At 38.9% G+C, this 21,199-nt stretch carries 23 protein-coding genes; 7 read left to right on the top strand and 16 right to left on the bottom strand.

Annotated features, from left to right (window positions below; translation table 11 throughout):
- Window positions 1-13 precede the first annotated feature (13 nt).
- The 10 genes from RWP19_RS08875 to RWP19_RS08830 form a co-directional block, all read right to left on the bottom strand.
- The gene (locus RWP19_RS08875; RefSeq protein ID WP_024045186.1) at window positions 14-679 is read right to left on the bottom strand and encodes a precorrin-8X methylmutase; all 666 of its coding nucleotides are present in this window, start codon (window positions 677-679) and stop codon (window positions 14-16) included.
- Window positions 666-1,454: a precorrin-6A reductase gene (gene cobK, locus RWP19_RS08870; protein WP_314357377.1), complete on the bottom strand. Its 789-nt coding sequence runs from the start codon at window positions 1,452-1,454 to the stop codon at window positions 666-668. The genes RWP19_RS08875 and cobK overlap by 14 nt, the downstream gene beginning before the upstream one ends.
- Window positions 1,451-2,140: a precorrin-3B C(17)-methyltransferase gene (cobJ, locus tag RWP19_RS08865; RefSeq protein ID WP_004696265.1), complete on the bottom strand. Its 690-nt coding sequence runs from the start codon at window positions 2,138-2,140 to the stop codon at window positions 1,451-1,453. Before cobJ ends, cobK begins: the two co-directional genes overlap by 4 nt.
- A gap of 29 nt (window positions 2,141-2,169) precedes the next feature.
- Complete coding sequence (locus RWP19_RS08860) at window positions 2,170-3,315, bottom strand: cobalt-precorrin 5A hydrolase (RefSeq protein ID WP_314357378.1); 1,146 nt, start codon at window positions 3,313-3,315, stop codon at window positions 2,170-2,172.
- A gap of 4 nt (window positions 3,316-3,319) precedes the next feature.
- Window positions 3,320-4,081 (bottom strand): precorrin-4 C(11)-methyltransferase, encoded by a 762-nt coding sequence (gene cobM, locus RWP19_RS08855; RefSeq protein WP_004697358.1) that lies wholly within the window; start codon window positions 4,079-4,081, stop codon window positions 3,320-3,322.
- Between the two features lies 1 nt (window position 4,082).
- A complete protein-coding gene (cbiT, locus tag RWP19_RS08850; RefSeq protein ID WP_314357376.1) occupies window positions 4,083-4,670 on the bottom strand; it encodes a precorrin-6Y C5,15-methyltransferase (decarboxylating) subunit CbiT in 588 nt (195 codons plus the stop codon).
- A complete protein-coding gene (cbiE, locus tag RWP19_RS08845) occupies window positions 4,667-5,293 on the bottom strand; it encodes a precorrin-6y C5,15-methyltransferase (decarboxylating) subunit CbiE (protein ID WP_314357375.1) in 627 nt (208 codons plus the stop codon). Before cbiE ends, cbiT begins: the two co-directional genes overlap by 4 nt.
- Complete coding sequence (gene cbiD, locus RWP19_RS08840) at window positions 5,269-6,387, bottom strand: cobalt-precorrin-5B (C(1))-methyltransferase CbiD (RefSeq protein WP_314357374.1); 1,119 nt, start codon at window positions 6,385-6,387, stop codon at window positions 5,269-5,271. Before cbiD ends, cbiE begins: the two co-directional genes overlap by 25 nt.
- A 71-nt stretch (window positions 6,388-6,458) precedes the next feature.
- Window positions 6,459-6,953 carry a YajQ family cyclic di-GMP-binding protein gene (locus RWP19_RS08835; RefSeq protein WP_314357372.1) on the bottom strand — a complete coding sequence of 165 codons (495 nt, stop codon included), beginning with the start codon at window positions 6,951-6,953 and terminating at the stop codon, window positions 6,459-6,461.
- Between the two features lie 309 nt (window positions 6,954-7,262).
- Window positions 7,263-8,879: a WG repeat-containing protein gene (locus tag RWP19_RS08830; protein WP_314357371.1), complete on the bottom strand. Its 1,617-nt coding sequence runs from the start codon at window positions 8,877-8,879 to the stop codon at window positions 7,263-7,265.
- 211 nt (window positions 8,880-9,090) lie between these two features.
- Between RWP19_RS08830 and RWP19_RS08825 the strand changes: the two genes are divergently transcribed.
- From RWP19_RS08825 to RWP19_RS08815, 3 genes are all read left to right on the top strand, one after another.
- Window positions 9,091-9,990, top strand: a complete 900-nt coding sequence (locus RWP19_RS08825) for an RluA family pseudouridine synthase (RefSeq protein ID WP_314357370.1) — start codon at window positions 9,091-9,093, stop codon at window positions 9,988-9,990.
- A gap of 252 nt (window positions 9,991-10,242) precedes the next feature.
- Window positions 10,243-11,172: a class II fructose-1,6-bisphosphate aldolase gene (gene fba / locus RWP19_RS08820; protein ID WP_314357369.1), complete on the top strand. Its 930-nt coding sequence runs from the start codon at window positions 10,243-10,245 to the stop codon at window positions 11,170-11,172.
- A 3-nt stretch (window positions 11,173-11,175) separates the two neighbouring features.
- Complete coding sequence (locus tag RWP19_RS08815) at window positions 11,176-12,732, top strand: polysaccharide biosynthesis protein (RefSeq protein WP_314357368.1); 1,557 nt, start codon at window positions 11,176-11,178, stop codon at window positions 12,730-12,732.
- 61 nt (window positions 12,733-12,793) lie between these two features.
- Here RWP19_RS08815 and RWP19_RS08810 read toward each other — a convergent pair whose 3' ends face one another.
- Window positions 12,794-14,179, bottom strand: coding sequence for a hypothetical protein (locus tag RWP19_RS08810; protein WP_314357366.1), 1,386 nt, complete (start codon window positions 14,177-14,179; stop codon window positions 12,794-12,796).
- A gap of 116 nt (window positions 14,180-14,295) precedes the next feature.
- Entirely contained in the window at window positions 14,296-15,333 is a 1,038-nt protein-coding gene (locus RWP19_RS08805; protein WP_314357365.1) for an AEC family transporter, read from the bottom strand.
- 237 nt (window positions 15,334-15,570) lie between these two features.
- Here RWP19_RS08805 and RWP19_RS08800 point away from each other — a divergent pair, with 237 nt between their 5' ends.
- Together RWP19_RS08800 and RWP19_RS08795 are read left to right on the top strand one after the other, a co-directional pair.
- Window positions 15,571-16,311, top strand: a complete 741-nt coding sequence (locus tag RWP19_RS08800; protein ID WP_295210362.1) for a gamma-glutamyl-gamma-aminobutyrate hydrolase family protein — start codon at window positions 15,571-15,573, stop codon at window positions 16,309-16,311.
- A 15-nt stretch (window positions 16,312-16,326) separates the two neighbouring features.
- Window positions 16,327-17,634, top strand: coding sequence for an APC family permease (locus tag RWP19_RS08795; RefSeq protein ID WP_314357364.1), 1,308 nt, complete (start codon window positions 16,327-16,329; stop codon window positions 17,632-17,634).
- A 139-nt stretch (window positions 17,635-17,773) separates the two neighbouring features.
- On the opposite strand, the gene RWP19_RS08790 is transcribed toward RWP19_RS08795, so the two are convergent.
- Complete coding sequence (locus RWP19_RS08790) at window positions 17,774-18,613, bottom strand: hypothetical protein (protein WP_314357363.1); 840 nt, start codon at window positions 18,611-18,613, stop codon at window positions 17,774-17,776.
- A 140-nt stretch (window positions 18,614-18,753) separates the two neighbouring features.
- Here RWP19_RS08790 and RWP19_RS08785 point away from each other — a divergent pair, with 140 nt between their 5' ends.
- Together RWP19_RS08785 and RWP19_RS08780 are read left to right on the top strand one after the other, a co-directional pair.
- Window positions 18,754-19,413, top strand: a complete 660-nt coding sequence (locus RWP19_RS08785; protein WP_314357361.1) for an HAD family hydrolase — start codon at window positions 18,754-18,756, stop codon at window positions 19,411-19,413.
- Window positions 19,414-19,429: 16 nt separating this feature from the next.
- Entirely contained in the window at window positions 19,430-19,621 is a 192-nt protein-coding gene (locus tag RWP19_RS08780; RefSeq protein ID WP_314357360.1) for a hypothetical protein, read from the top strand.
- A 171-nt stretch (window positions 19,622-19,792) separates the two neighbouring features.
- Here the strand turns inward: RWP19_RS08780 and RWP19_RS08775 are convergent, their stop codons facing one another.
- The 3 genes from RWP19_RS08775 to RWP19_RS08765 form a co-directional block, all read right to left on the bottom strand.
- Window positions 19,793-20,389, bottom strand: a complete 597-nt coding sequence (locus tag RWP19_RS08775; protein WP_314357358.1) for a hypothetical protein — start codon at window positions 20,387-20,389, stop codon at window positions 19,793-19,795.
- A gap of 16 nt (window positions 20,390-20,405) precedes the next feature.
- On the bottom strand, window positions 20,406-20,723 hold the full coding sequence (locus RWP19_RS08770) for a hypothetical protein (RefSeq protein ID WP_314357357.1): 318 nt from the start codon (window positions 20,721-20,723) through the stop codon (window positions 20,406-20,408).
- Between the two features lie 263 nt (window positions 20,724-20,986).
- The coding region (locus RWP19_RS08765) for a hypothetical protein (RefSeq protein WP_314357355.1) at window positions 20,987-21,199 on the bottom strand (213 nt) is incomplete at its 5' end.

The raw sequence follows: 21,199 nt of genomic DNA, 5'->3' as shown, positions 1-21,199 counted from the left end.
TTCGGGTTACTTATTATTTAGATTCTTTGCCTTCTACGAAGAGCATATCGTTGCGCTTTACATCTGTGTAAAGCAATGCATTACATACGGAAGCGGCAATTGGGCTACCACCTTTATTACCTTTTACAGTAATGTAAGGAACTGGGGATACTTCCATCAAGTAATCTTTAGATTCTGCAGCACCTACAAAGCCTACAGGAATACCAATAATAAGAGCTGGTTTAACGCCTTCTTCTAAAGCTAAACGCAATACTTCGTACAATGCTGTTGGAGCATTACCAATAGCAACGATTTGGCCTTCTAATTGTTTGCCAAATGTACGCATAGCCGCGATAGAACGTGTTACGCCTAATTCTTTAGCCATTTTAGCTACGTTTTCATCTTTAATCAAGCAGTGTACTTCGTTACCGCGAATTTTAAGAGCTGGTTTGGAGATACCTGTACGCACCATTTCTACGTCAGTGTAAATATCTGCACCATTGTCTAATGCTTCTATACCTTTTTGAACAGCGTCAGGGCTCATTTTTACGAGTTGAGCATATTCAACGTCACCAGATGCGTGAACTGTACGAGATACAACGCGTACTTCATCATCGGTTAAACCTAAATCCTTTACATAATCGTAAATGATTTCCATACTTTTATCTTCAATGGCTTTAGGATTTTTAACGTAATCCATTAGTGTCCTCCCATAATTTGAAAAATTCATCATTCGATGATACCACAGGGCATTCTAGTTTCACCCGTGGACGATCGATAACAATAACGTGAATACCAAGGTCGATGGCAGCCTGTAATTTTGTATCAGCACCACCTACAAGGCCAGAGTTTTTCATAACCACTACACTAGCCTTTGTATCGTGGAACATAATACGATTCATATCGTAAGAAAATGGACCTTGCACCGCAACGATGCGTTTAGGACTCACATTGAGGTCTTCCATCATTTGCAACACCTCAGCAGTTGGCAAAATACGTGTCCACACTTCACAGTCTCGCAAAGCTTCAGATTTAGCAAAGATGTGCATCGTCTTACTACCAGTCGTCAAATACACATGGTTATTGTTTTCTTTTGCTAACTTGCCTGCTAGATTCGCTGCCTCTATTTCATCCACTACAATATGTAATTTATCATATTCTGGCAATGGTACCTCTTTACGTTCAAAACGAACGAATGGAATACCTTCAGCCTTAGCTGCATCTTGAGCCGTAGCTGTAACAATAGCAGCATACGGATGGCTAGCATCAATCAATAGGCGCACATTATGCTCCTTAATCAACTGTTGCATAGCCTCTTGGTCAAGACGGCCTGTATGAACTGTAATGCCTTCATGAGCAGCCAATTCCGCCCCATATTGGCTCACTACCGTCACGAGAACCTCTTCACCGGTTCGTTCTTGGATATCTACCGCTAAGGTTCGACCATCCAAGGTACCAGCAATGACCCAAATCATAATTTATAGCCTCGAGGTGTAATCATGCGACCATTTTCAACATAGGTTTGGCTGTTACCGATGATAACAAGTGTTTGCATATCTACTTCTTCGTTAGTGAAGTTTTCAAGGTCAGAAATTACCATATGTTGACCTGGGCGACCTGCTTTTTGCACGATGCCAACAGGTGTTTTAGGATCGCGGTATTTAAGAACGATTTCGCGAACTTCATCTAAGTGAGTAACACGTTTTTTACTGCGTGGGTTGTACAAGGAGATAACCATGTCGCCTTGTGCGCAAAGGTCAGCACGTTTTTTAATAAGATCCCATGGAGTCATCAAATCACTCAAGGAAATGACTGCAAAGTCATGCATCAAAGGTGCACCCAATACAGATGCTGCTACGTTTACAGCACTAAGACCAGGTACGATGTCTACAGAAGGACGTTTTTCTGCTGGCACTTTGTTAGCAAGTTCCAATACGAGGCCTGCCATGCCGTATACGCCAGAGTCACCAGAGGATACTACAACTACTTGATGACCTTCTACCGCCAAATCAACGGCTTGTTGGCAACGATCTACTTCTTGCATCATCGCAGTACCAACAGTTTCTTTACCTTCGATAAGGTCTTTAATCAAGTCGAGGTATGTCAAATAACCTACCACGCGGTCAGCTGCTAAGATAGCTTCACGCGCTTGAGGCGTCATAAACTCTTCATCGCCAGGGCCGATACCGATTACTTTGATGTTACCTGTGCAATAGCTACCGTTGTTTTGGGATAAATTGTTTTGTGCTGTATTAATGTTCGGCTCTTGGCCGCTAGTAATGCCGTTGTCTCGCATACGTTTCCTACTCCTATAGTTCTTTTTACAAAATTAGATTCTTTTAATTCTTCTTTTTCAATGAGTGGTGCCATCTCGTCCTGTGTATAGAACACGATAGGCCACCCCATAATTTGCATAGCCTCTAAGAGGCCTACTTCGTCTTGTTTAACGATTACCGATGCTGCCGTTACAAGGCTCTTTGGTGAAAGCTTATGCGCTGCTAGCGACTGTTGTATGGCGTCAAGAATTAATTCCTTAGACGTATCTCGACGACAGCCAATACCCATCGTATAGGTCCGAGGGCGCAAAATCAATTGATGACCATACTCCACAATTACTTTGTCCGTAATGACCACTCGAGAAGCACCCTCTTCAGAGCTTTCATGTTTACATGGAATAGAATCTAGTTGATCTAAAGAAACAACGTGAACTATACCATGTTCACCAATATGAGCTTTTGTAACTGCCTCTAAATGCTCAGCATTCGGTAAGCTTGCATCGATATAATAATCAACCTGTTCTCCTCCAACGACGGCAGAGTTCACATTGATTAAAGTTTGGAAATCATCTACTAACAAATGCTCATGGCGCGCCAACACGTCAGGAGCTGGCAATCCGTTCACATCCGTTGCAGTCGTAATGACAGGGTCCGCATCGATGGCCAGAGAAATGGACTGCGTCCATTCGTTGGCGCCCCCCAGGTGACCAGATAACAAGCTAATCACATGATGTCCTACTTCGTCCATTACAACTACCGCAGGATCCTTTGATTTATGCTCAATATACGGTGCAATCATGCGCACTACGATACCAAGTGCCATAATACATAACACTTGATCATAATCCTTGAAAATCTGTCCCATATGGTTTTTGAGAGAATCAAAATAGATAGCCTCTCCACCGGAAGGACGGTTTTCCTTTTCAAAGCAATCCGCATGAGGTGCCACCAAAGACTTGACGCGTTGACCTAGCTTTGCACCTCGTTCAGACACAGAAATAATAGCTGTTCTATTCTTCTTGCCTCCCGTCAAAGACGCAACAGTTTCTAGTTCTTTCATCATACTAGTCCTTAGCACTGCGGTACATGTGAGCAAAGCCTTTGTCATACAATTTAGATAATTCGTATTCACTATCTAATACATGGCTTACTACGATCATAGCTTGGCGCAATACGCCTTCTTTTGCTACGATGTCCGCAATAGTTTCCAATGTGCCACGGATAATGCGTTGGTCTGGCCAAGATGCTTTTACCACGATAGCCACTGGAGTCGTTTTATCATAACCGCCCTCAATGAGTTCAGCTACAACCTTATCTAACATTTGAACGCTAAGGAAAATACACATTGTTGCTTCATGAGATGCTAACATACGCAATTTTTCCTTTGGAGGCATCGGTGTACGGCCTTCCATACGCGTAATGATAACTGTTTGAGATACATTAGGTAGTGTATATTCTTGTTTCAAAGCCGCAGCTGTAGCAAGGAAAGAACTTACGCCAGGAACCACTTCATAAGAAATACCCATGCCAGCCAGTGCATCCATTTGCTCTTGAATAGCACCATAAATAGCAGGGTCACCTGTGTGAAGGCGAACTACACTTTTACCAGCCTCAACAGAAGCTTTCATAACAGCCAATACCTCATCAAGGTTCATAGTAGCACTGTTATGAATTTCACAGCCTGGTTTACAAGCCTCTAAAATGGCAGGGTTTACCAAAGAGCCAGCGTAAATAACAACGTCTGCCTCTTGTACTAAACGATACCCTTTGCGAGTAATTAACTCGGGATCCCCAGGGCCTGCGCCTACGATATGTACGTCAACCATATTACTCTCCTTCTGCGATACGCGTTGCAGATACAATGAAAATTGGACTCAATGGGTCTAATAAATGATATGGACCAGCCTTGCGATAACGGCTAATAGACATTTGGTAACCTTCATAGGTGAAAGGACGACCTTTCAATTCTTTTAAGATTATATAACCAGTTTCCATCGTTACTGCCGTTACAACTAAACGACCGCCAATTTTTAATAAACGTTGTGCTTCGTCCATAATGCCTGTCATACCACCAGCACTACCGCCGATGATAACCGCATCAAGGTCAGGCAATTCTTCCATGCCTTCAGGAGCTTTGGACTTGATAACCGTCATATTATTTACATTGAATTTCTTCATGTTTTCATTGATAAGGTCGATGCCTTTATCAAAGCGTTCAATTGCGTATACATGTCCTTTAGGAGCTGCCAAGGCTGCTTCAATAGAAATAGACCCTGTCCCAGCACCAACGTCAAGGACGATGCTATCCTCTTCGATACGCGCCTCGTTCATAACGGCTTTGCGAATCTCGCATTTCGTCATCGGCACGTCGCCGCGGATAAATTCCTCATCAGGAATTCCGAAAAAATGTCTCATCCTAGTACCACCATTACAGAGTGACCAAAGCCTTCAAGCTCAGTTAACACCTCTAACGTGGAGTCTACGATTTTTTCATCATCATAGCTCAAGCGCTCAAGGGCTGCTGCTCTCGTTTCTTTTGGCCAACCTGCATCTATCAAAATACGCGCAATATGCGCTGGATTATATTCGGGATCCGTTAAGAAGCCCATCTTTTTACCTGCTTCATATACGAGCTTCTCTGGTGCTGGTTGGCGACCATGAAAGCTCATTAAATCCGCATCATGCCACACCTCATTGAGTCGTGCAAAGGCAAAAGTCATAGAACTAATGCCTGGTACAACCTCAATATGGGTAGCAGGGAATTTCTTCTTTAAATATGGCAACAAGCTATAGTAGCCTGTATCACCACTAACCATAACTACCACGTCATGGTTGTTGAGCTCATGCTCAATTTGCTCAGCTAATAAGCTAAGTTTACCCGTTACAGGATATGTAATTTGGCCAGGCTCTTGAAAGTCCTCTAAAGAACGTTCACTACCTACCAATACTGTGGCATGTTTAATTAAATTAATGCCCCTAGGCACCACATAATCAGGATTACCTGGTCCAATGCCTACGATATACAAGGTATGTGCCATTGTTCAAGCTCTCCTATCTCTTTAGCATGCTTATCCATTGCCAAAATCTCGCCCTTTAAAGTGGTAATAATGATACCTACCTCTGCTTCATTAGCAATATAGCGCTCACTACGTAATGATGCACGATCTACCACACGTTGGTACACCCCAGTCAGTCCTTCACGCTCCAATATTGGGAATGTAGACTCTGTAGTTTGGCAATTAAATAGCTCTTCACACACCGTTTGGGATGCCCCTTCAAGAGCAGCATAAGCAACGATGCTTTCCATGCGACCATCACTCATGCGATTGTGGGTATGGAAACTACCACTAGCAAGTTTTATTAGCTTACCAATATGACCGATGATCAAAATACGCTTGAAGCCAATTTGTACTGCCTTTTCAAGCATAAAGCCAATAAAGTTACTAGTTTCTGCCATTTGGTTCTTATGTATACCAAGTACTTGTTCCGCCAGATCCTGACCGATACGGCCCGGCACGAGAACAGCCGTTTCACAACCATTGGCTTTCATAACTTTTAGCTGAGGAACTAAGGAGTTTTTGAATCCTTCTTCGCTCATAGGCTTAACGATACCTGTAGTACCAATAATAGAAATTCCACCTTCGATACCGAGGGTATGATTTAACGTTTTCTTAGCTAAAACCATACCATTTGGTACGCTCACCGTTACCGTTACACCTTGGCCATGTACACAATGCTCTTCAAAGACGATGTTCATCATCGCCCTAGGCCCTGGATTGATAGCCGGTTCTCCTGGCGGCATCGCAAGACCCGGTTTCGTTACCATCCCTACACCAAAGCCTGCCTGGAATCGTAGTTCACCAGTATCATCAAGAGTCACCGTCGTTTCCACATCATTGCCATGGGTTACATCAGGATCATCGCCGCCGTCTTTCATAACGGTCACCTTAGCCTCTGTATCGGATATAACCTCTACCTGTTTGATAGGTACCTCAATATACTGACCTTGAGGATTTTCAATGACCACTTGATCCACGATGTTCTTATCTAAGAGGGCCAATAAACCAGCTTTCATACCTGCCGTAGCACATGAACCTGTGGTATAGCCACCCTTCATGTCCTCTACTTTCATAAGGCCTCCTACACCGATAGGGTTAGCAACTCCAATGAATCAAACTAACCCTATCTTATAGACATATGTTATTAAGAACGGAAGTTAACGAACTGCAATTCTACAGGGATATCCAATTGTTTTAACATTTGGATTACTGCTTGCAAATCATCTTTATCCTTACCAGATACACGCACTTGATCCTCTTGGATAGATGCTTGTACCTTGATTTTCATGTTTTTAATTGCTTTTACTACTTCTTTAGCATTTTCTTTAGTAATGCCTTTTTTAATAGTAATGATTTGGCGAACTGTTGCGCCAGCAGCTGCTTCTACTTTGCCATAGTCAAGATTTTTAATTGCTACATTACGTTTAATCATCTTGCCTTTTAATACATCGATAATGGCATTCAATTTATATTCATCATCACCGATGATTTTGATAATGTCGCCTTCAAGACTGATTTCCGCTTTGGAACCGCGGAAATCATAACGCGTACCAATCTCTTTCTTAGCTTGGTTTACCGCATTATCTACTTCTTGCATATCCACTTCAGACACAACGTCAAAGGAACAATCTTTAGCCATTTATACCTCCTACACCTGAACCCGTTGGGCATGGGGTCCATAGTATTACTTTCATCATCCTCATATTCCAAGTGAAAGTGTAAATGTACACCAAATCGGAATATATCTCTATAATTATACCTTATAACAGGCTTATTTTCTAGGTAAATCGATTTTTTTAATTATAACTATTATTAATCATAGAAGAATTATCCATTGAATGTCTATTGAATAAATATATAGATAAATATAAAAAATTTATACATATAATCAATATAGTCAAGAATAGAAAAAGACTGCACTCTTTCAAATGCAGTCTTAACATAATCATTATAAAATTGTAATTTCATCATAAATAGATGGAACTACTAACTCACCTTTAGAGTTGATGATACCCCATTTACCTTTAATTTTTACAGGACTGTAACCATGAGAGAAGCTACCAGTACCAGAAATATCTTTCATAACTGAAGTTTCTGTTACCGTACCATCAAGGGATAGAATCTTATAATTACCTTCTTTGTTATATACCCATGTATACGTATCACCAAGGAACGTTTTTACGTTCATAGATTTATCGCCTTTATAGATAACGCGACCAGTAGCCATATCTACGACATAACGATTTGTATCGTTAGTGACAGACATTTCATGTTCACCTACAAACTCAATAGTATCGTATTTAAATGGCACCTCTTGTTTGCCTGTTTCCATATCAAAAATACCGTATTTATTAGTATCTTTGTTTTTCAATGTTAACAATACATTGTTTACGTCGATTGTACCAGCTTCATAGTTGCCAGGTTGAATTACATATTGACCTTGACGATTCATAAAGCCTAATTTACCTTCATTACGAACCAAGGTACCATGTTCTTCCATAGGATATACATAATCGTTTTTGCTATCGATTACAACAGTGCCATTACGATCAATATAGCCACGCTTCATGCCATCATCAACAAGACCGCCTAGACCATCAAGATATACGCCACCATGATTATACAAGTAGCCCATACCTACAAGACCTAGAATACCACCAAGTCCAAAGTGACTAACCTTACGGCGGAATTCAGCTAAGCCATTTTTATAGGGATATACTTCACTAGATGGAGCATTAAACAATACAGTACCTTTACCATCAATAGCAACCACTTTGCCATTAGCTTTTACAAAAGCACGGTCCTCACTAAATTTAGTTTCTACATCGGATAATGCTTTAAATTGAGGCTGAATTACTACATTGCCATTAGCATCTTTAAAACCTAGTTTGCCTTTTTCTGTGAAAGCTACATAAGAATCACTTGGATAGTTTTGACTAACAGTTTTAGGATCAAAATCATTTAACTCTTTAACAGCCGTATTCTTCTCATTAAGGCTGCTATATAAAGCTTCTTGTGCTTCTTTGCCAGATTCTAATACCGTACCATCGCCTTTAATATGAGAGATTTTATTTTTACCTTCCTCAACAAAGAAAGTACCATCCTTCTTACTAGATGCATCTAAAGATTTATAAGCTGGCATAAGTACAACTTGACCATTTGTCCCTACTATACCCCATTTGCCCTTTTCTTTTATAAGACCTAAATAGCCTTGTTGTAATAAGGAGTCATCTTTTAATACCTTCATAGCTTTTTTTACACCTGCAGGTGGTTCTTTAACGGCCCCAGAAATAGGTACGAAGGTATCAAGTCGACCAATACCCACACCTACTCCTACGGATGTACCACTAGAACGGCTTGAAGACTTCTCTGTAGTATTTATTGTAGATGTAGATACAGTAGAACTATGTTGCTCATGTGTAACTTTTGTACTAGTAGATTTTTTTGTATCTTGATTTGTTACTGTTGTACTAGTAGTAGATGTTGTTGTAGATGCTGCAAAAGCACTTGTAGACATAGCCGCCAACACACAAGCGACTAATAAGGATTTCTTGTTAAGATTCATAAACCTCTCCTTTTACAAAGCAAATCATATGTACTCTACATATGGTTCTAAGAAATTAAACTGCGAAAACAAAACTGCAGTGTCCTAAATAAAACTTACACATAAAAAATATATAAAAAACATTAATAAAAATTATACTATATAGACCCTAATATAGACAATAAATTATGAAAAATTCTTCATTCATCATTTATTTGATATAATACTATCTATGAAAACAGCAACCATAATCGACTTGATTGTAGATTCTAATATACATACGCAGTCTATGAATCATATTATAAAACAACAGCATATTTCACAACGTATGAGGCGGCGATTGCGAAATGACGGTATCATAACAGTCAATGGCAATGCTGCTACGTGGAACACCCTAGTACATGGTGGTGATCATCTCGTTATGGAATTGACACCAGAGCAAGAATTTAGTGTAAGCCCTATGAATCTGGATATTGTCTACGAAGATGACTATATTCTAGTTATCAACAAGGAGGCTGGTGTACTCATGCATCCCACCTCTACGGTACGAGATCATACCTTAGCAAATGGTGTTCTACATTACTACCAAGAGACAAATCAGCATTATGATTTTCATCCTGTTCATCGATTGGATAAGGATACTTCTGGCATTGTTATCATCGCAAAAACATCTGTAGTACAACATGCGTTTGATAAAAAGCGAACTCATTTCCATAAAAATTACGATGCTATTGTAGAAGGTCAATTACCTACTAATTCTATAAGCATTCAGTGGCCTATCGGACGTAAACCAGGCAGTATTATCGAGCGTTGTTGTACAATCGAAGGTAAACCAGCTCACACAGATATAACGGTTCTTAGTAGTAATGCCATTAGTCAAAATATGATAGACCAATACTTCACTCATGTTCAATGTTTGTTACATACTGGACGTACTCATCAGATTCGCGTCCATCTATCTCAACTAGGATATCCACTTGCTGGAGACGACCTTTATGGTGGGCATTTAAACTATATTGGACGTCAAGCACTCCATGCATCGCGCGTTAGCTTTTACCATCCCATGACAGATGAATGGTTAGAATTACAGGCATCCATGCCATCAGATATGAAGGCATTACTAATCTACTAAGCTAACCAATTTTTACTAAATAAATACTGATATATTTAAATTAACCCACATGGGCCATAAAACTAGACAAATTTTATATATAAGTTATAGAAAAAATGTTGGCCCTTTATAGTGTTTCTTGATATACTTAACTTGAATTGATATATGATTGCAATACCGCTAGTGTTTCATCTAGTTCGTATAGGCTAAAAATGCTGGCAGTCACAGTATTAATAACATGATATGACAGGCCCTATGGCCAAGGAGGACAACATGCCATTAGTTACTACTACAGAAATGTTCAAAAAAGCCTATGAAGGCGGCTATGCTGTTGGCGCTTTCAATGTAAACAACATGGAAATCGTACAAGGTATCGTAGATGCTGCTAAAGAGGAACAATCCCCTCTTATCTTGCAAGTATCTGCAGGTGCTCGTAAATACGCTAAACATATTTACCTTGTAAAACTCGTAGAAGCAGCTCTTGAAGATAGCAACTTACCTATCGCTCTTCACCTTGATCACGGCGATTCCTTTGAAATCTGTAAAGATTGTGTAGATGGTGGTTTTACATCCGTTATGATTGACGCATCTCACCATGATTTCGATGAAAACGTAAAAATCACTAAACAAGTTGTTGAATATGCTCATGCTCATGGCGTGGTAGTAGAAGCAGAATTGGGCCGTTTAGCTGGTGTTGAAGATGATGTAAATGTATCCGATGCAGATGCTCGCTTCACTGACCCAGAACAAGCCGCTGAATTCGTACATCTTACAGGTGTAGACTCCTTAGCTATTGCTATTGGTACTAGCCACGGTGCTTACAAATTCAAAGGCGACCCTTACCTTGACTTCAACCGTTTGAAAAAAGTTGGTGAATTGTTGCCTAACTTCCCTATCGTATTGCATGGTGCATCCTCCGTATTGCCTGAATTCGTAGCTAAATGTAACGAATTCGGTGGCAACATTCCTGGTGCACAAGGCGTACCTGAAGAAATGCTTCGCCAAGCAGCTCAAATGGCAGTTTGCAAAATCAACATCGATACAGATCTTCGCCTTGCAATGACTGCATCTGTACGTGAATACTTGGCTCAAAATCCATCCGAATTTGACCCTCGTAAATACTTAGGACCTGCTCGTGATGCTATTAAAGGCATGGTAGCTCACAAAATTAAAAATGTTTTAGGTTCTTCCAACAAACTATAATCAATGGCTAGTGGATTTTTAAAAGGAACCTTAATTTTAACCATTGCCGGTTTCGTAGTGAAAGCCATCGGTAGTATTAACTGGATTCTTCTATCCCGCATCTTGGGTGGTGAAGGCATCGGTATCTACCAGATGGCCTTTCCTATCTATTTGTTACTATTACAAATTTCGAGCGCAGGTGTGCCGATTGCCATCTCTATTTTGACGGCAGAACGATTAGCCTTACACGACTTTGGTGGTGCTAAGAGAGTATTTAATATATCTTTTACAATGTTAACCATTACAGGCTTTATCGCCAGTCTTGCCATGTACTTTGGTGCAGATTGGCTAATCTCTAGTGGACTCATTGCTGAAAGCCGTGCCTACTACTCTATCATCGCGCTCGCTCCGGCAGTATTCTTTGTAACGTGGATTTCCTGCTTCCGCGGGTATATCCAAGGCTATGAAATGATGACACCAACGGCGGTCAGCCAAATCGTAGAACAACTGTTACGTGTTATCGTCATGCTCGGTGCCGCAGCTATCTTGTTACCTTATGGTCTACCAGCTGCTGCAGGTGGTGCTAGCTTAGGTGCTGGTGTCGGTGCCTTTGGTGCCTTCCTGGTGCTCTTGTACTATTACTATAAATTGCCTAAAACTAGTAGTACTGGTGAAAGCTACGATGGTCCCCGTGAATCAGCTAAAGAAATTTTGTCACGACTCTTAACATTGTCTATTCCAATTTCCTTAGCAAGTATCATGTTGCCACTGACGGCTAACCTCGATTTGCTCATCGTACCACGTCGACTCTTAGCTGCTGGTTTCCCGATGAATGAAGTAACAGAACTGTTCGGTTATCTTACAGGTATGGCAGTGCCGCTCATTAACTTGGCTACCATTATTACAGCGGCCTTAGCAACAAGCATTGTGCCAGCTATCTCTCATGCCTTTGCAAAACGCGATCATCAAGGTATTTATGAACGTACCTCTGGCTCCATGAGATTGACATTTATGGCTACTGTACCATTTACAGTACTATTATATGTCTTAGCTGCCCCAACAGTTACTTTGATTTATAATGCACCTAAGGCAGAATTGGCAACGCAAATTACAGCGTTCTCTATCTTCTTCCTTGGTGTACACCAAGTAACAACAGGTATCTTACAAGGTCTTAACAAACCGCGTATTCCTGTAATTAATATGGGTATTGCGTTAGTAATCAAAGTCATCCTGAACTGGACATTAACGGCTATCCCATGGCTTGGTATCGGTGGTGCCGCTTGGGCAACCGTTGCTGATATTGGCTTTGCAGCGTTACTCAACTTGATTTACATCAAAAAATACACAGGCTACTTCCTCGATATTTCCTTACTTTGGAAAAACGTGGTCAGCGCCGGTGTCATGGGTATACTTATCTTTATGAGTTACCACTACTTAACAGATATCTTACCAATGTGGGTTAACTTCATACTCACAGGTATCGAAGGCCTATTACTCTACGTTATTATCATGGTGCTTTTAAAAGGACTTAATAAAAACGATGGTGCCAGCATGCCACTTATTGGTAGATTCTTTAGATAATAACTAAAAGAGGTTTAACACATATGTGTTAAACCTCTTTTCTTTTACATCAACTATGACATTACTTTTTACTGGTACTTAATGTTTTATCTTTCATAATATCCCGAATAGTAGGATTTGTTTGTATCATATCTAACATTACAGGTGAAATGCCGATTCCCACAAAAGCCTTATCATTCCAAGCTTTGCTATGTTTAGCAGCTACATATTGAATTGTATCTCGCAATTTATAGTTACTTACGTGAACATCATCAGGTTTGTATAAATAATACGTATAAACATACTGATTATCATACAAAACCATACCAAATATTGTTGCATTTTCCTTGTTAGCTTCAAAGTATAAAGCTGGAACACCATTGTTCCAAACTGTGGCATATTGTAATCGCTTATGACCTTTTAAACCATATTTTTTAACAACAGTTCTTAAGTAACTATGCAAAATATTTTGTTTTTCAACACTAGCACCTTCTATAAATGGTTGCTTACCAAATACAGCTTTAATTCGTCCAGACATATAAACATCATATTCAGCTGGGCCTATAACCTCATGTTTCTTGAATTTACTATTTTTTAATACCCTAAATGTATAAGGTCCCAAATGAACAGGATCAGTATATGCTAACACATCACTAGCAGGCTTAATAGAAGGTAAGACAAAATTAGCCAAAGGTCCCATTGTATCTGAGATAGAACGTTTAGTATCATCTTTAATATAATTTTTTATAATATCTTTATTAAGAGATTGACCAATATGATAAGAAAGATTAGGTGTTTTAGGTAATGTAAAATTAATTGTCCCCACAACCAAATGATCATCAAAGCCTATTACATCCCACGTTGCTTTTTCAAGGCCAGGATAAGTAAATACATCGCCATCTACAAATCGAACTGAGTCTTTTCGCTTTTCTAATCTCTTATTCAAAGTATTCTGTAAAAGAGATTTATTTAAATCAGTATACTCTATATTTGTATCTTCCCATTTAGAACCTTTAGGCTGTTGTCTTGTTTCATATCTAAAATCAGATACGGCGTTAATAGTTCCTCCCACACTCTTAATGGAAGACTTAGACATATGTTTAGGATCAATAGACCAACCTACTATACTTTCTTTCGAGCCTGTAAATTTAATATCAGCCCCATTCTCTGTAATAATATATACACTCCTAGAATGATGTATTGCTCTAGTCAATTCTTGTACTACATAAATATCATCATCTAATTTTTCATTATCATAATTTGGGTCATGTTGTGCCCATTTTTTAACCTCAGACTCTTGATAGTCATCAACCTTCTTAGCGAATTCTCCTTGAATACGATATTCTTGATACGCTTCTTTCCCAATATCTGGGCGAGCCCCAGGGATATTAACATCAATGGCCTGAGATACTCCTATAGTCCCTATAAATCCAATACAACTTAACAATAACAAATGTCTTAATTTCATATCTCTCTCCTTAAATACATATGTTTATTTATAATTTTAACACTTATTTTATATTTTATCAATTTTACTTATATAGGAATAGAAAAAGGTCTGACTCTATAGTCAGACCTTTTAGTTTATGCTGTTATCCCTATCATAGTTAGGATTTCCATAATAATTGGTATCGCTACCACAAATAATATAGTACTAATCATGACAAGTCCTGTAGCAAATGGCAAATCAGATTTTGCTTCATTGGCTACGATTGGTAGTACTGCAATAACAGGACCCGCCGATTGTACAACAAAGGTAATGATTGCTATTGGTTCTAGGACGATACCTGCGCCATATTGCAAGCCCAGAATGACACAGAACATGATAATCGGTGAAATTACAAAACGACCGATAATACCACCAATGGAATCTTTATTGAGACTCATACTTTTTAGCCCCGCATCATGAAGTACGATACCAATATAAATCAAGGATAATGGAGTTACCATATCACCTATGTAATTTAATGTAGTATGTAAAATTGGTGCTAAAGGAATTTTAAAGAATAAGAATATCAATGCTACAAAGAACCCTAACAATGGTGGAGGTAATAACTTCTTCAAATCAAATTTAAACTTCTTACGCTCTGTTTCTATAGCTACTGTGCTATTACTTATACTATCAGCTTTACTATTGTTAAAACCTAATTCGGCATTTGGCAGTGGATCTAATTCTATAAGGAATACCCCCACCATCCATACGGATATTGTATTGCCAATATAATATAACAGGAAATATGGCAGTGCATCTTGACCAAAGAGTGCAATTTGAACTGGTAATCCAATAAACAAACAGTTATCATTAACTACCATATTTATAAAAATACCACGCCTACCTCGAGGTACTTTCAATACTTTCATCATGATGAAAGCAACGATATACGCAATTACATAGGTTAATGTAACGGCTAGCATCCCATATCGGAGATTCCATAAATCCGATGTATGTAGATGATGCAATACCGATACAAATACACCAGCTGGTAACGCAACAGACATGATAAATCTAGACAGGTTACCACTAAAGATAGGATGAAACATCCCTCGCCCTTTTAATATATATCCCAACGATATAAGCAATACAATAGGTATAATGCTCTGTAAGGATGTAAGAAAAACCATAGTAAACCTCCCGTACAGTTTATTTATAATCTATCATACCATGTTTTTAACAAAACATATATGTATATAATTTTCCTACAAAAGCAATATAAATTTTAGAAAATGTATCATTCTTAACATATTTTAGTATGTATAAGTTTTATAATTAATTACAATAGTAGTATTATTTATTCACAATTATTTGATATACTAAAATTATATTAATTGTACAATTTTTTACACATATGAGGTGATATTATGACAAAACCATTCATTGGTGTATCTGGCAATATCTTACGAGATGCTAGTGGGGCCTATGTAGATTTGTTACGTTCTTACGTAAACCATGACTATCCACGCTCCATTGAAGAAGCTGGCGGCATTCCAGTTATTATTCCATTTACTAAAAATCTTGACGTAGCTCGAGAAACAGTAGCAAAATTAGATGCCCTGTTATTATCTGGTGGTCACGATGTATTTCCACTTAATTACGATGAGGAACCATTGCAAGGTTTAGGTGATGTATTCCCTGAGCGAGATCAATTCGATTTCGCTTTATTGAAAGCAGCAGAAGAAAAACAAATTCCTATCTTTTGTATTTGCCGAGGCATCCAAATTTTAAATGTATATCGTGGCGGCTCTCTATACCAAGATTTAAAGTATGACGAAAACTGTACTATTAAACATTCACAAAACCAAACCCCTTCTCTTGGCACTCATACAGTAGACATTGAATTTGAATCCAAACTAGCTAGCGCTATTGGCCGATCCACATGGATTACAAATTCCCACCATCATCAAACAATAAAACATGTTGGTAAAGGATTACAAGTGGTAGCAAGAGCTAAGGATGGTACCGTAGAAGGTTTAGAAGACTCTTCCTATCCTTGGTTAGTAGCCTGCCAATTCCATCCAGAAATGATGTCTGAAACAGATGAGAATGCAAAACGTTTATTTGCTGCCTTTGTAACAGCAGCTCGAGAAAATATAACTAAATAGTAGGAAGGTTTTAGTATGAAAGAAACAGGAAAATTTGGCTTTTGGAGTATTGTACTCCTAGGCATGAATGGTATTGTAGGGACTGGTATTTTCCTACTACCAAACAAAGCATATTCTATCATTGGTTCTGCTAGCTTAGGCGTCCTATTATTCGACGCTGTTATAGCAGGCTGTATCGCCCTCTGCTTTGCTGAAGCAGCTAGCCTATTTACACGTAATGGTGGTCCTTATCTATACGCAAAGCACGCATTAGGTGACTTTTGGGCCTTTGAAGTAGGCGTCCTTAAATGGATTGTAACCGTCATTGCTTGGGCGGCTATGGCCGTTGGCTTCGCTACCGCATTAGGTGCTGCAGTGCCAGCTTTAAGTGGCGATTTTGCAAAAGATGTCATTTCATTTATCTTGATTGTAGGTCTTACCATTGTAAACATCTTTGGTGTTAACGTATCCAAATTCGTCAACAACTTAATGACTATTTCTAAGTTAGTCCCTCTTGCCCTATTTATTGCGATTGGCATCTTCTTTATTAATGGTGCTAACTTTACGCCAGTCTTCCCTCAAGATACTTATGTAGATGGATCATTTGCACAAGCAGCGGTTCTTCTCTTCTTTGCCTATACAGGCTTTGAAGTTATTGCCATTGCTGCAGAGGATATGAAAAACCCTAAAAAGAATTTACCCCGTGCTATTATCATGTGTATGCTTCTCGTATCTGTCCTATATATGGCTATCCTTGCCGTATCGATTGGTGTACTTGGCACTGACTTAGCAAATACAAAGGCTCCAGTACAAGATGCGTTTAATGCAATCGTTGGTCCTGTTGGTATGTATATCGTATTAATAGGTACCTTAATCTCTATGGGTGGTATCAACTTTGCAGAAGCTTACTATGCGCCTCGTGTAGCAACCTCCATGGCAGAAGACGGTATGTTACCAAGCGCACTAGCAAAACGTAATCGTTACAATGCCCCATACGTAGCAGCTATCGTTACTGCCATTGCCAGTGTATTACTTGCATGGTCTGGTTCCTTTACAACACTAGCAGCTATTAGTGCGGTATCTCGTTTTACACAATACCTACCAACATGTTTGGCTGTTATTATCTTCCGTCGTAAATGGGCAGATAAAGCTCGATCTTATACAATCCCTGGTGGCTACTTAATCCCAGTCGTTGCTATAGGCACATCCCTTTGGATTCTCGCCCAAGCACAAACTAACCAATTACTATGGGGGCTAGGCGGTTGTATTGTAATCTTGCCATTCTACTATTCCTATTGGAGAAAGAAAAAGGCTGGTCTCATTAAGGACCATGACGAAATGTAAATAATATAAAAAACTACCAGTTATTCATATCATCTAGTGACTCACCTTTAGTAATAAAAAGTAGTCCAAAAGATATATAACTGGTAGCTTTTATTTTATCTTCTAATTCAAATTAGATATACCTAATTAGTAGTATAAACTAATATAAATCACCCTCGATGATGGTTTTCTTCGTTAAGTCCTCTTCGATATAGCCAACTTCATCAGTAGCTTCGTCTTCGTCGCGTGTATCGATATAAATACTAATAAGAGCTAATACCCCCTCTTCATTAAGAGTAGCAATAGCGCTCATAGGACCGTAAGTCAAGATTAATCCATCTTCTTCATCGCGGATGATATGAGGTACCGCATCAAAATGTTGGTTCATTAACTGATCAAAATAATCCTCTACATCAATGCCGCTTTCAAGGGTGATGGATTCAGCATCGCCTTTTTGGAATACAACACGTGTATCTTCATCGATGTACTGATAAAAATCATCCACATCGACATTCGCTGTTTCAAGCCACATGCTGAGGGCTGTAATCCAGTCTTTCATAGTAGTTGGTGCAGAAATAAAAGCATACTCGCTTTCATCATCGCCAAAACGAAGGTCATCATACGCAATACTATAGTTTTCCTGACTAGATACGATACGGTCTACGAGCCCCTCATCATTTATATCTACAAAAATCATGTACACATAGTTATCGCCGCTTTCATAAGAAACAGTCAAACCATGACGGCCCTCATGGAATAACGCATCCTCCTCGTACACATCGGTAATATGCATGACCTTGCACGTAACAGGCACATTATCGGCCTTAATAGATTCAGCCATAGAGGACAAAAACTCAATGGTTTCATTTCGATTGCGACCAATAATACCACGCCCTGTGGACATGTACTCGCAATCCTCGGCTAGAATATTTTCAATACCATGAATATCTGCGGATTCAAGAATAGATTTTATCAATAAAAGAGCTTGCATTTCAGTCATACTGCGCCTCCTATACACTGTAATTAGTACTGCTACTATTGTAACATAATTTATATTAGGTCATGAGCCTATTCCCTTGATTTTCTCCCTATTTATCTTATACTTATAAAGTACATATAGATTTCGTATTGGAGGTTCCCATGAAATATACTACTATCGTTTTTGATTGCGACGGCACATTGCTCGATACGGCTACAGATTTAGCGAATGCTGTAAATCATGTCCTACGTACACATAACTTTCCTGAAAAATCTCTAGCAGAGGTAAAAGCAGCCCTCGGAAATGCAGTTACCTACTTGATGCGTCAATGTTTACCAAGTTCTGTAGCAGACAACGAATTAGAGCCATACATTGAAGAATTCAAAGCATACTATGGTGAGCATTTGAAAGATACAACAGCTCCCTACCCAGGCATCCTAGACATGCTTGATGTATTACGTGAGCAAGGCTATAAATTGGCTATCGTATCTAACAAAATCCAAGAAGGTGTAACGCCACTCAACAAAGAATACTTTGGTGATCGCTTACCTGTTGCTATTGGTGAAAGACCAGGCTTGCAACGTAAACCCGCACCAGACATGGTACTTCAAGCGTTAAAAGAACTAAGGTCTACACCAGAAGAATCTATTTATGTAGGTGACTCTGAAGTTGACGTAGCTACTGCGAAAAACTCTGGCTTGCTTTGCATCGGTGTTACCTGGGGCTTTAGAGAAGAATCTCTCCACCAAGAATTAGGCGTAACACATATTGCTCGTAAGGCAGAAGATATTATAAGCATTATTGGAAAGTTAAATAAATAAAGTTGTATTTGTTATTATGGCCCTAATTTGCTTCTTATTCTTAGGTCTTTCTACAGATTTATTCTTAGGTAGCAAAACAGGCTTTTTCTCCCTTGCAGCATGGTCTGAATTATTTATCTCCCTATTGGGCTTCTATGGTTCTGGTGCCGTTCTTGTTAACAAAGTTTTCGGCAAAACTGTATTCCCTATGGGTAAAAGTATTCTGTAATAGTTTAATAACTATATAAATTACTTGCACGATAAAAGAGGTTCCCTATGGTCACTAGCTGACTAAAGGGAACCTCTTTTCTATTTACATTCACTATACCTATTTATCTAAATATTATACATTCACTAATATTGATTTCTGCCCAAATATAAAAATCTGAAGCAATATGGTTTATTTATAACTGAACTGCGCATCCATAATCATTTGGCGCAACTGTTCAATACGGACTCCTTCAGGTAGCTTGTCTCTATAAAACTGTAATTTATAATAGTACCGTGTATCTTCATAATCAGTCACTAATACCATGTCCGTCCTATTATGTAATGGCCAGCCATACATAAATTCAGCTAGTAAACTACGCACACCATCATTATAGACCTCTATCACATCATGCTTAACAGGCAATACCATCTTTACGGTAGGTTCAGGAACCGTTCTATCCTTGATAAGCTGATTAACCGCAGCATCAAGAGTAGGGCTATTACTATCGATAGATCTAGCCTTAACATGCATAAAGACATCATCAGATGTTCTAAACACCCTACCATCAATGTCCTTCGTTTCGCCCTGCGTTTCAATAGCATTCTTTAACACTCGGAATTGATACGGTCCATAGAACTTTATGTCTGTAAACGTATCCAACGAAGCATCATATTGACTATTAGATTCATTAGTAACACGTATCATAGGTATTGTATCAATTGCTTGTGAAAGTATCGGTACCGAGAACAATACACCAAGGCTGATAGCACATATCATTCGTTTCATCTCTACGCTCTCCTAATTAACGATGATGCGAAAAATCCTGCTCAATATCTTCCCGATAATCATCTTTATATCGTATCTCATCAATCTCTGCTGGAGTTAATACACGACCTTCAGCATCGACATATTCACGAAATTCATTAAAATATATTCCCTCTATATCTGATGGTTCCAAGTTTGGTTCATATGATTCAATATTTCCGTATGTACGATTAATTTCGTCTAATATACGATTCTGTTTCTCTATACCCGCATCAGTATCACTTTGATTATTTGCTGATGAACAAGATTTTGCAATAAGTACAATGACAATAATGACAATAAGTAAATACAACATATAGCTCTCCTATAATACAACTACTATACTATTAATTGTAACATATAGAGTTATGTAAATTTAAAAGTCAACTAAAAAAGGTTCCTATTGGTCACCTAGGTGACTATTAGGAACCTCTAATCTATTTACTTTTATTATTCACAACATTATATTGAACTTGAGGCCTCTAAATGGGTCCAGCCTTTGCTAATCAACTCGAGGATTGGCGGTGAGAGAACGCATGAAAAAAGGCCCGACATAGATGTCAGACCGTTTCTTCAATATTAAAATTCGAGAAGCGAGAGCTGGCGTCCAAACCATTTATACCTCACTTTGATATAAATTATATCATATCTAAACAGGGAAAGGAGTCCAAAGATTCTTTTCCCTGTTTTATTATTGTCTTTAGACTGGTTCGCGACGTAGTCGCGAATCATTAAACCACCCGCTATGCGGGTGCGGCAACGAAAGTTATACAAAAAAATCACCTTGCTTAA

Origin of the sequence: uncultured Veillonella sp., from assembly GCF_963522475.1 — a bacterium.
GTDB lineage: Bacteria > Bacillota > Negativicutes > Veillonellales > Veillonellaceae > Veillonella.
The sequence above is the reverse complement of the archived record's forward strand: the minus strand, read 5'-3'. Positions and strand labels throughout refer to the sequence as shown.

Coding starts and splice junctions, on each gene's coding strand:
- RWP19_RS08875 (WP_024045186.1), bottom strand. CDS start 679: ATGGATTACGTTAAAAATCCTAAAGCCATTGAAGATAAAAGTATGGAA.
- cobK (WP_314357377.1), bottom strand. CDS start 1,454: ATGATTTGGGTCATTGCTGGTACCTTGGATGGTCGAACCTTAGCGGTA.
- cobJ (WP_004696265.1), bottom strand. CDS start 2,140: ATGACGCCTCAAGCGCGTGAAGCTATCTTAGCAGCTGACCGCGTGGTA.
- RWP19_RS08860 (WP_314357378.1), bottom strand. CDS start 3,315: ATGAAAGAACTAGAAACTGTTGCGTCTTTGACGGGAGGCAAGAAGAAT.
- cobM (WP_004697358.1), bottom strand. CDS start 4,081: ATGGTTGACGTACATATCGTAGGCGCAGGCCCTGGGGATCCCGAGTTA.
- cbiT (WP_314357376.1), bottom strand. CDS start 4,670: ATGAGACATTTTTTCGGAATTCCTGATGAGGAATTTATCCGCGGCGAC.
- cbiE (WP_314357375.1), bottom strand. CDS start 5,293: ATGGCACATACCTTGTATATCGTAGGCATTGGACCAGGTAATCCTGAT.
- cbiD (WP_314357374.1), bottom strand. CDS start 6,387: ATGAAAGTAGAGGACATGAAGGGTGGCTATACCACAGGTTCATGTGCT.
- RWP19_RS08835 (WP_314357372.1), bottom strand. CDS start 6,953: ATGGCTAAAGATTGTTCCTTTGACGTTGTGTCTGAAGTGGATATGCAA.
- RWP19_RS08830 (WP_314357371.1), bottom strand. CDS start 8,879: ATGAATCTTAACAAGAAATCCTTATTAGTCGCTTGTGTGTTGGCGGCT.
- RWP19_RS08825 (WP_314357370.1), top strand. CDS start 9,091: ATGAAAACAGCAACCATAATCGACTTGATTGTAGATTCTAATATACAT.
- fba (WP_314357369.1), top strand. CDS start 10,243: ATGCCATTAGTTACTACTACAGAAATGTTCAAAAAAGCCTATGAAGGC.
- RWP19_RS08815 (WP_314357368.1), top strand. CDS start 11,176: ATGGCTAGTGGATTTTTAAAAGGAACCTTAATTTTAACCATTGCCGGT.
- RWP19_RS08810 (WP_314357366.1), bottom strand. CDS start 14,179: ATGAAATTAAGACATTTGTTATTGTTAAGTTGTATTGGATTTATAGGG.
- RWP19_RS08805 (WP_314357365.1), bottom strand. CDS start 15,333: ATGGTTTTTCTTACATCCTTACAGAGCATTATACCTATTGTATTGCTT.
- RWP19_RS08800 (WP_295210362.1), top strand. CDS start 15,571: ATGACAAAACCATTCATTGGTGTATCTGGCAATATCTTACGAGATGCT.
- RWP19_RS08795 (WP_314357364.1), top strand. CDS start 16,327: ATGAAAGAAACAGGAAAATTTGGCTTTTGGAGTATTGTACTCCTAGGC.
- RWP19_RS08790 (WP_314357363.1), bottom strand. CDS start 18,613: ATGACTGAAATGCAAGCTCTTTTATTGATAAAATCTATTCTTGAATCC.
- RWP19_RS08785 (WP_314357361.1), top strand. CDS start 18,754: ATGAAATATACTACTATCGTTTTTGATTGCGACGGCACATTGCTCGAT.
- RWP19_RS08780 (WP_314357360.1), top strand. CDS start 19,430: ATGGCCCTAATTTGCTTCTTATTCTTAGGTCTTTCTACAGATTTATTC.
- RWP19_RS08775 (WP_314357358.1), bottom strand. CDS start 20,389: ATGAAACGAATGATATGTGCTATCAGCCTTGGTGTATTGTTCTCGGTA.
- RWP19_RS08770 (WP_314357357.1), bottom strand. CDS start 20,723: ATGTTGTATTTACTTATTGTCATTATTGTCATTGTACTTATTGCAAAA.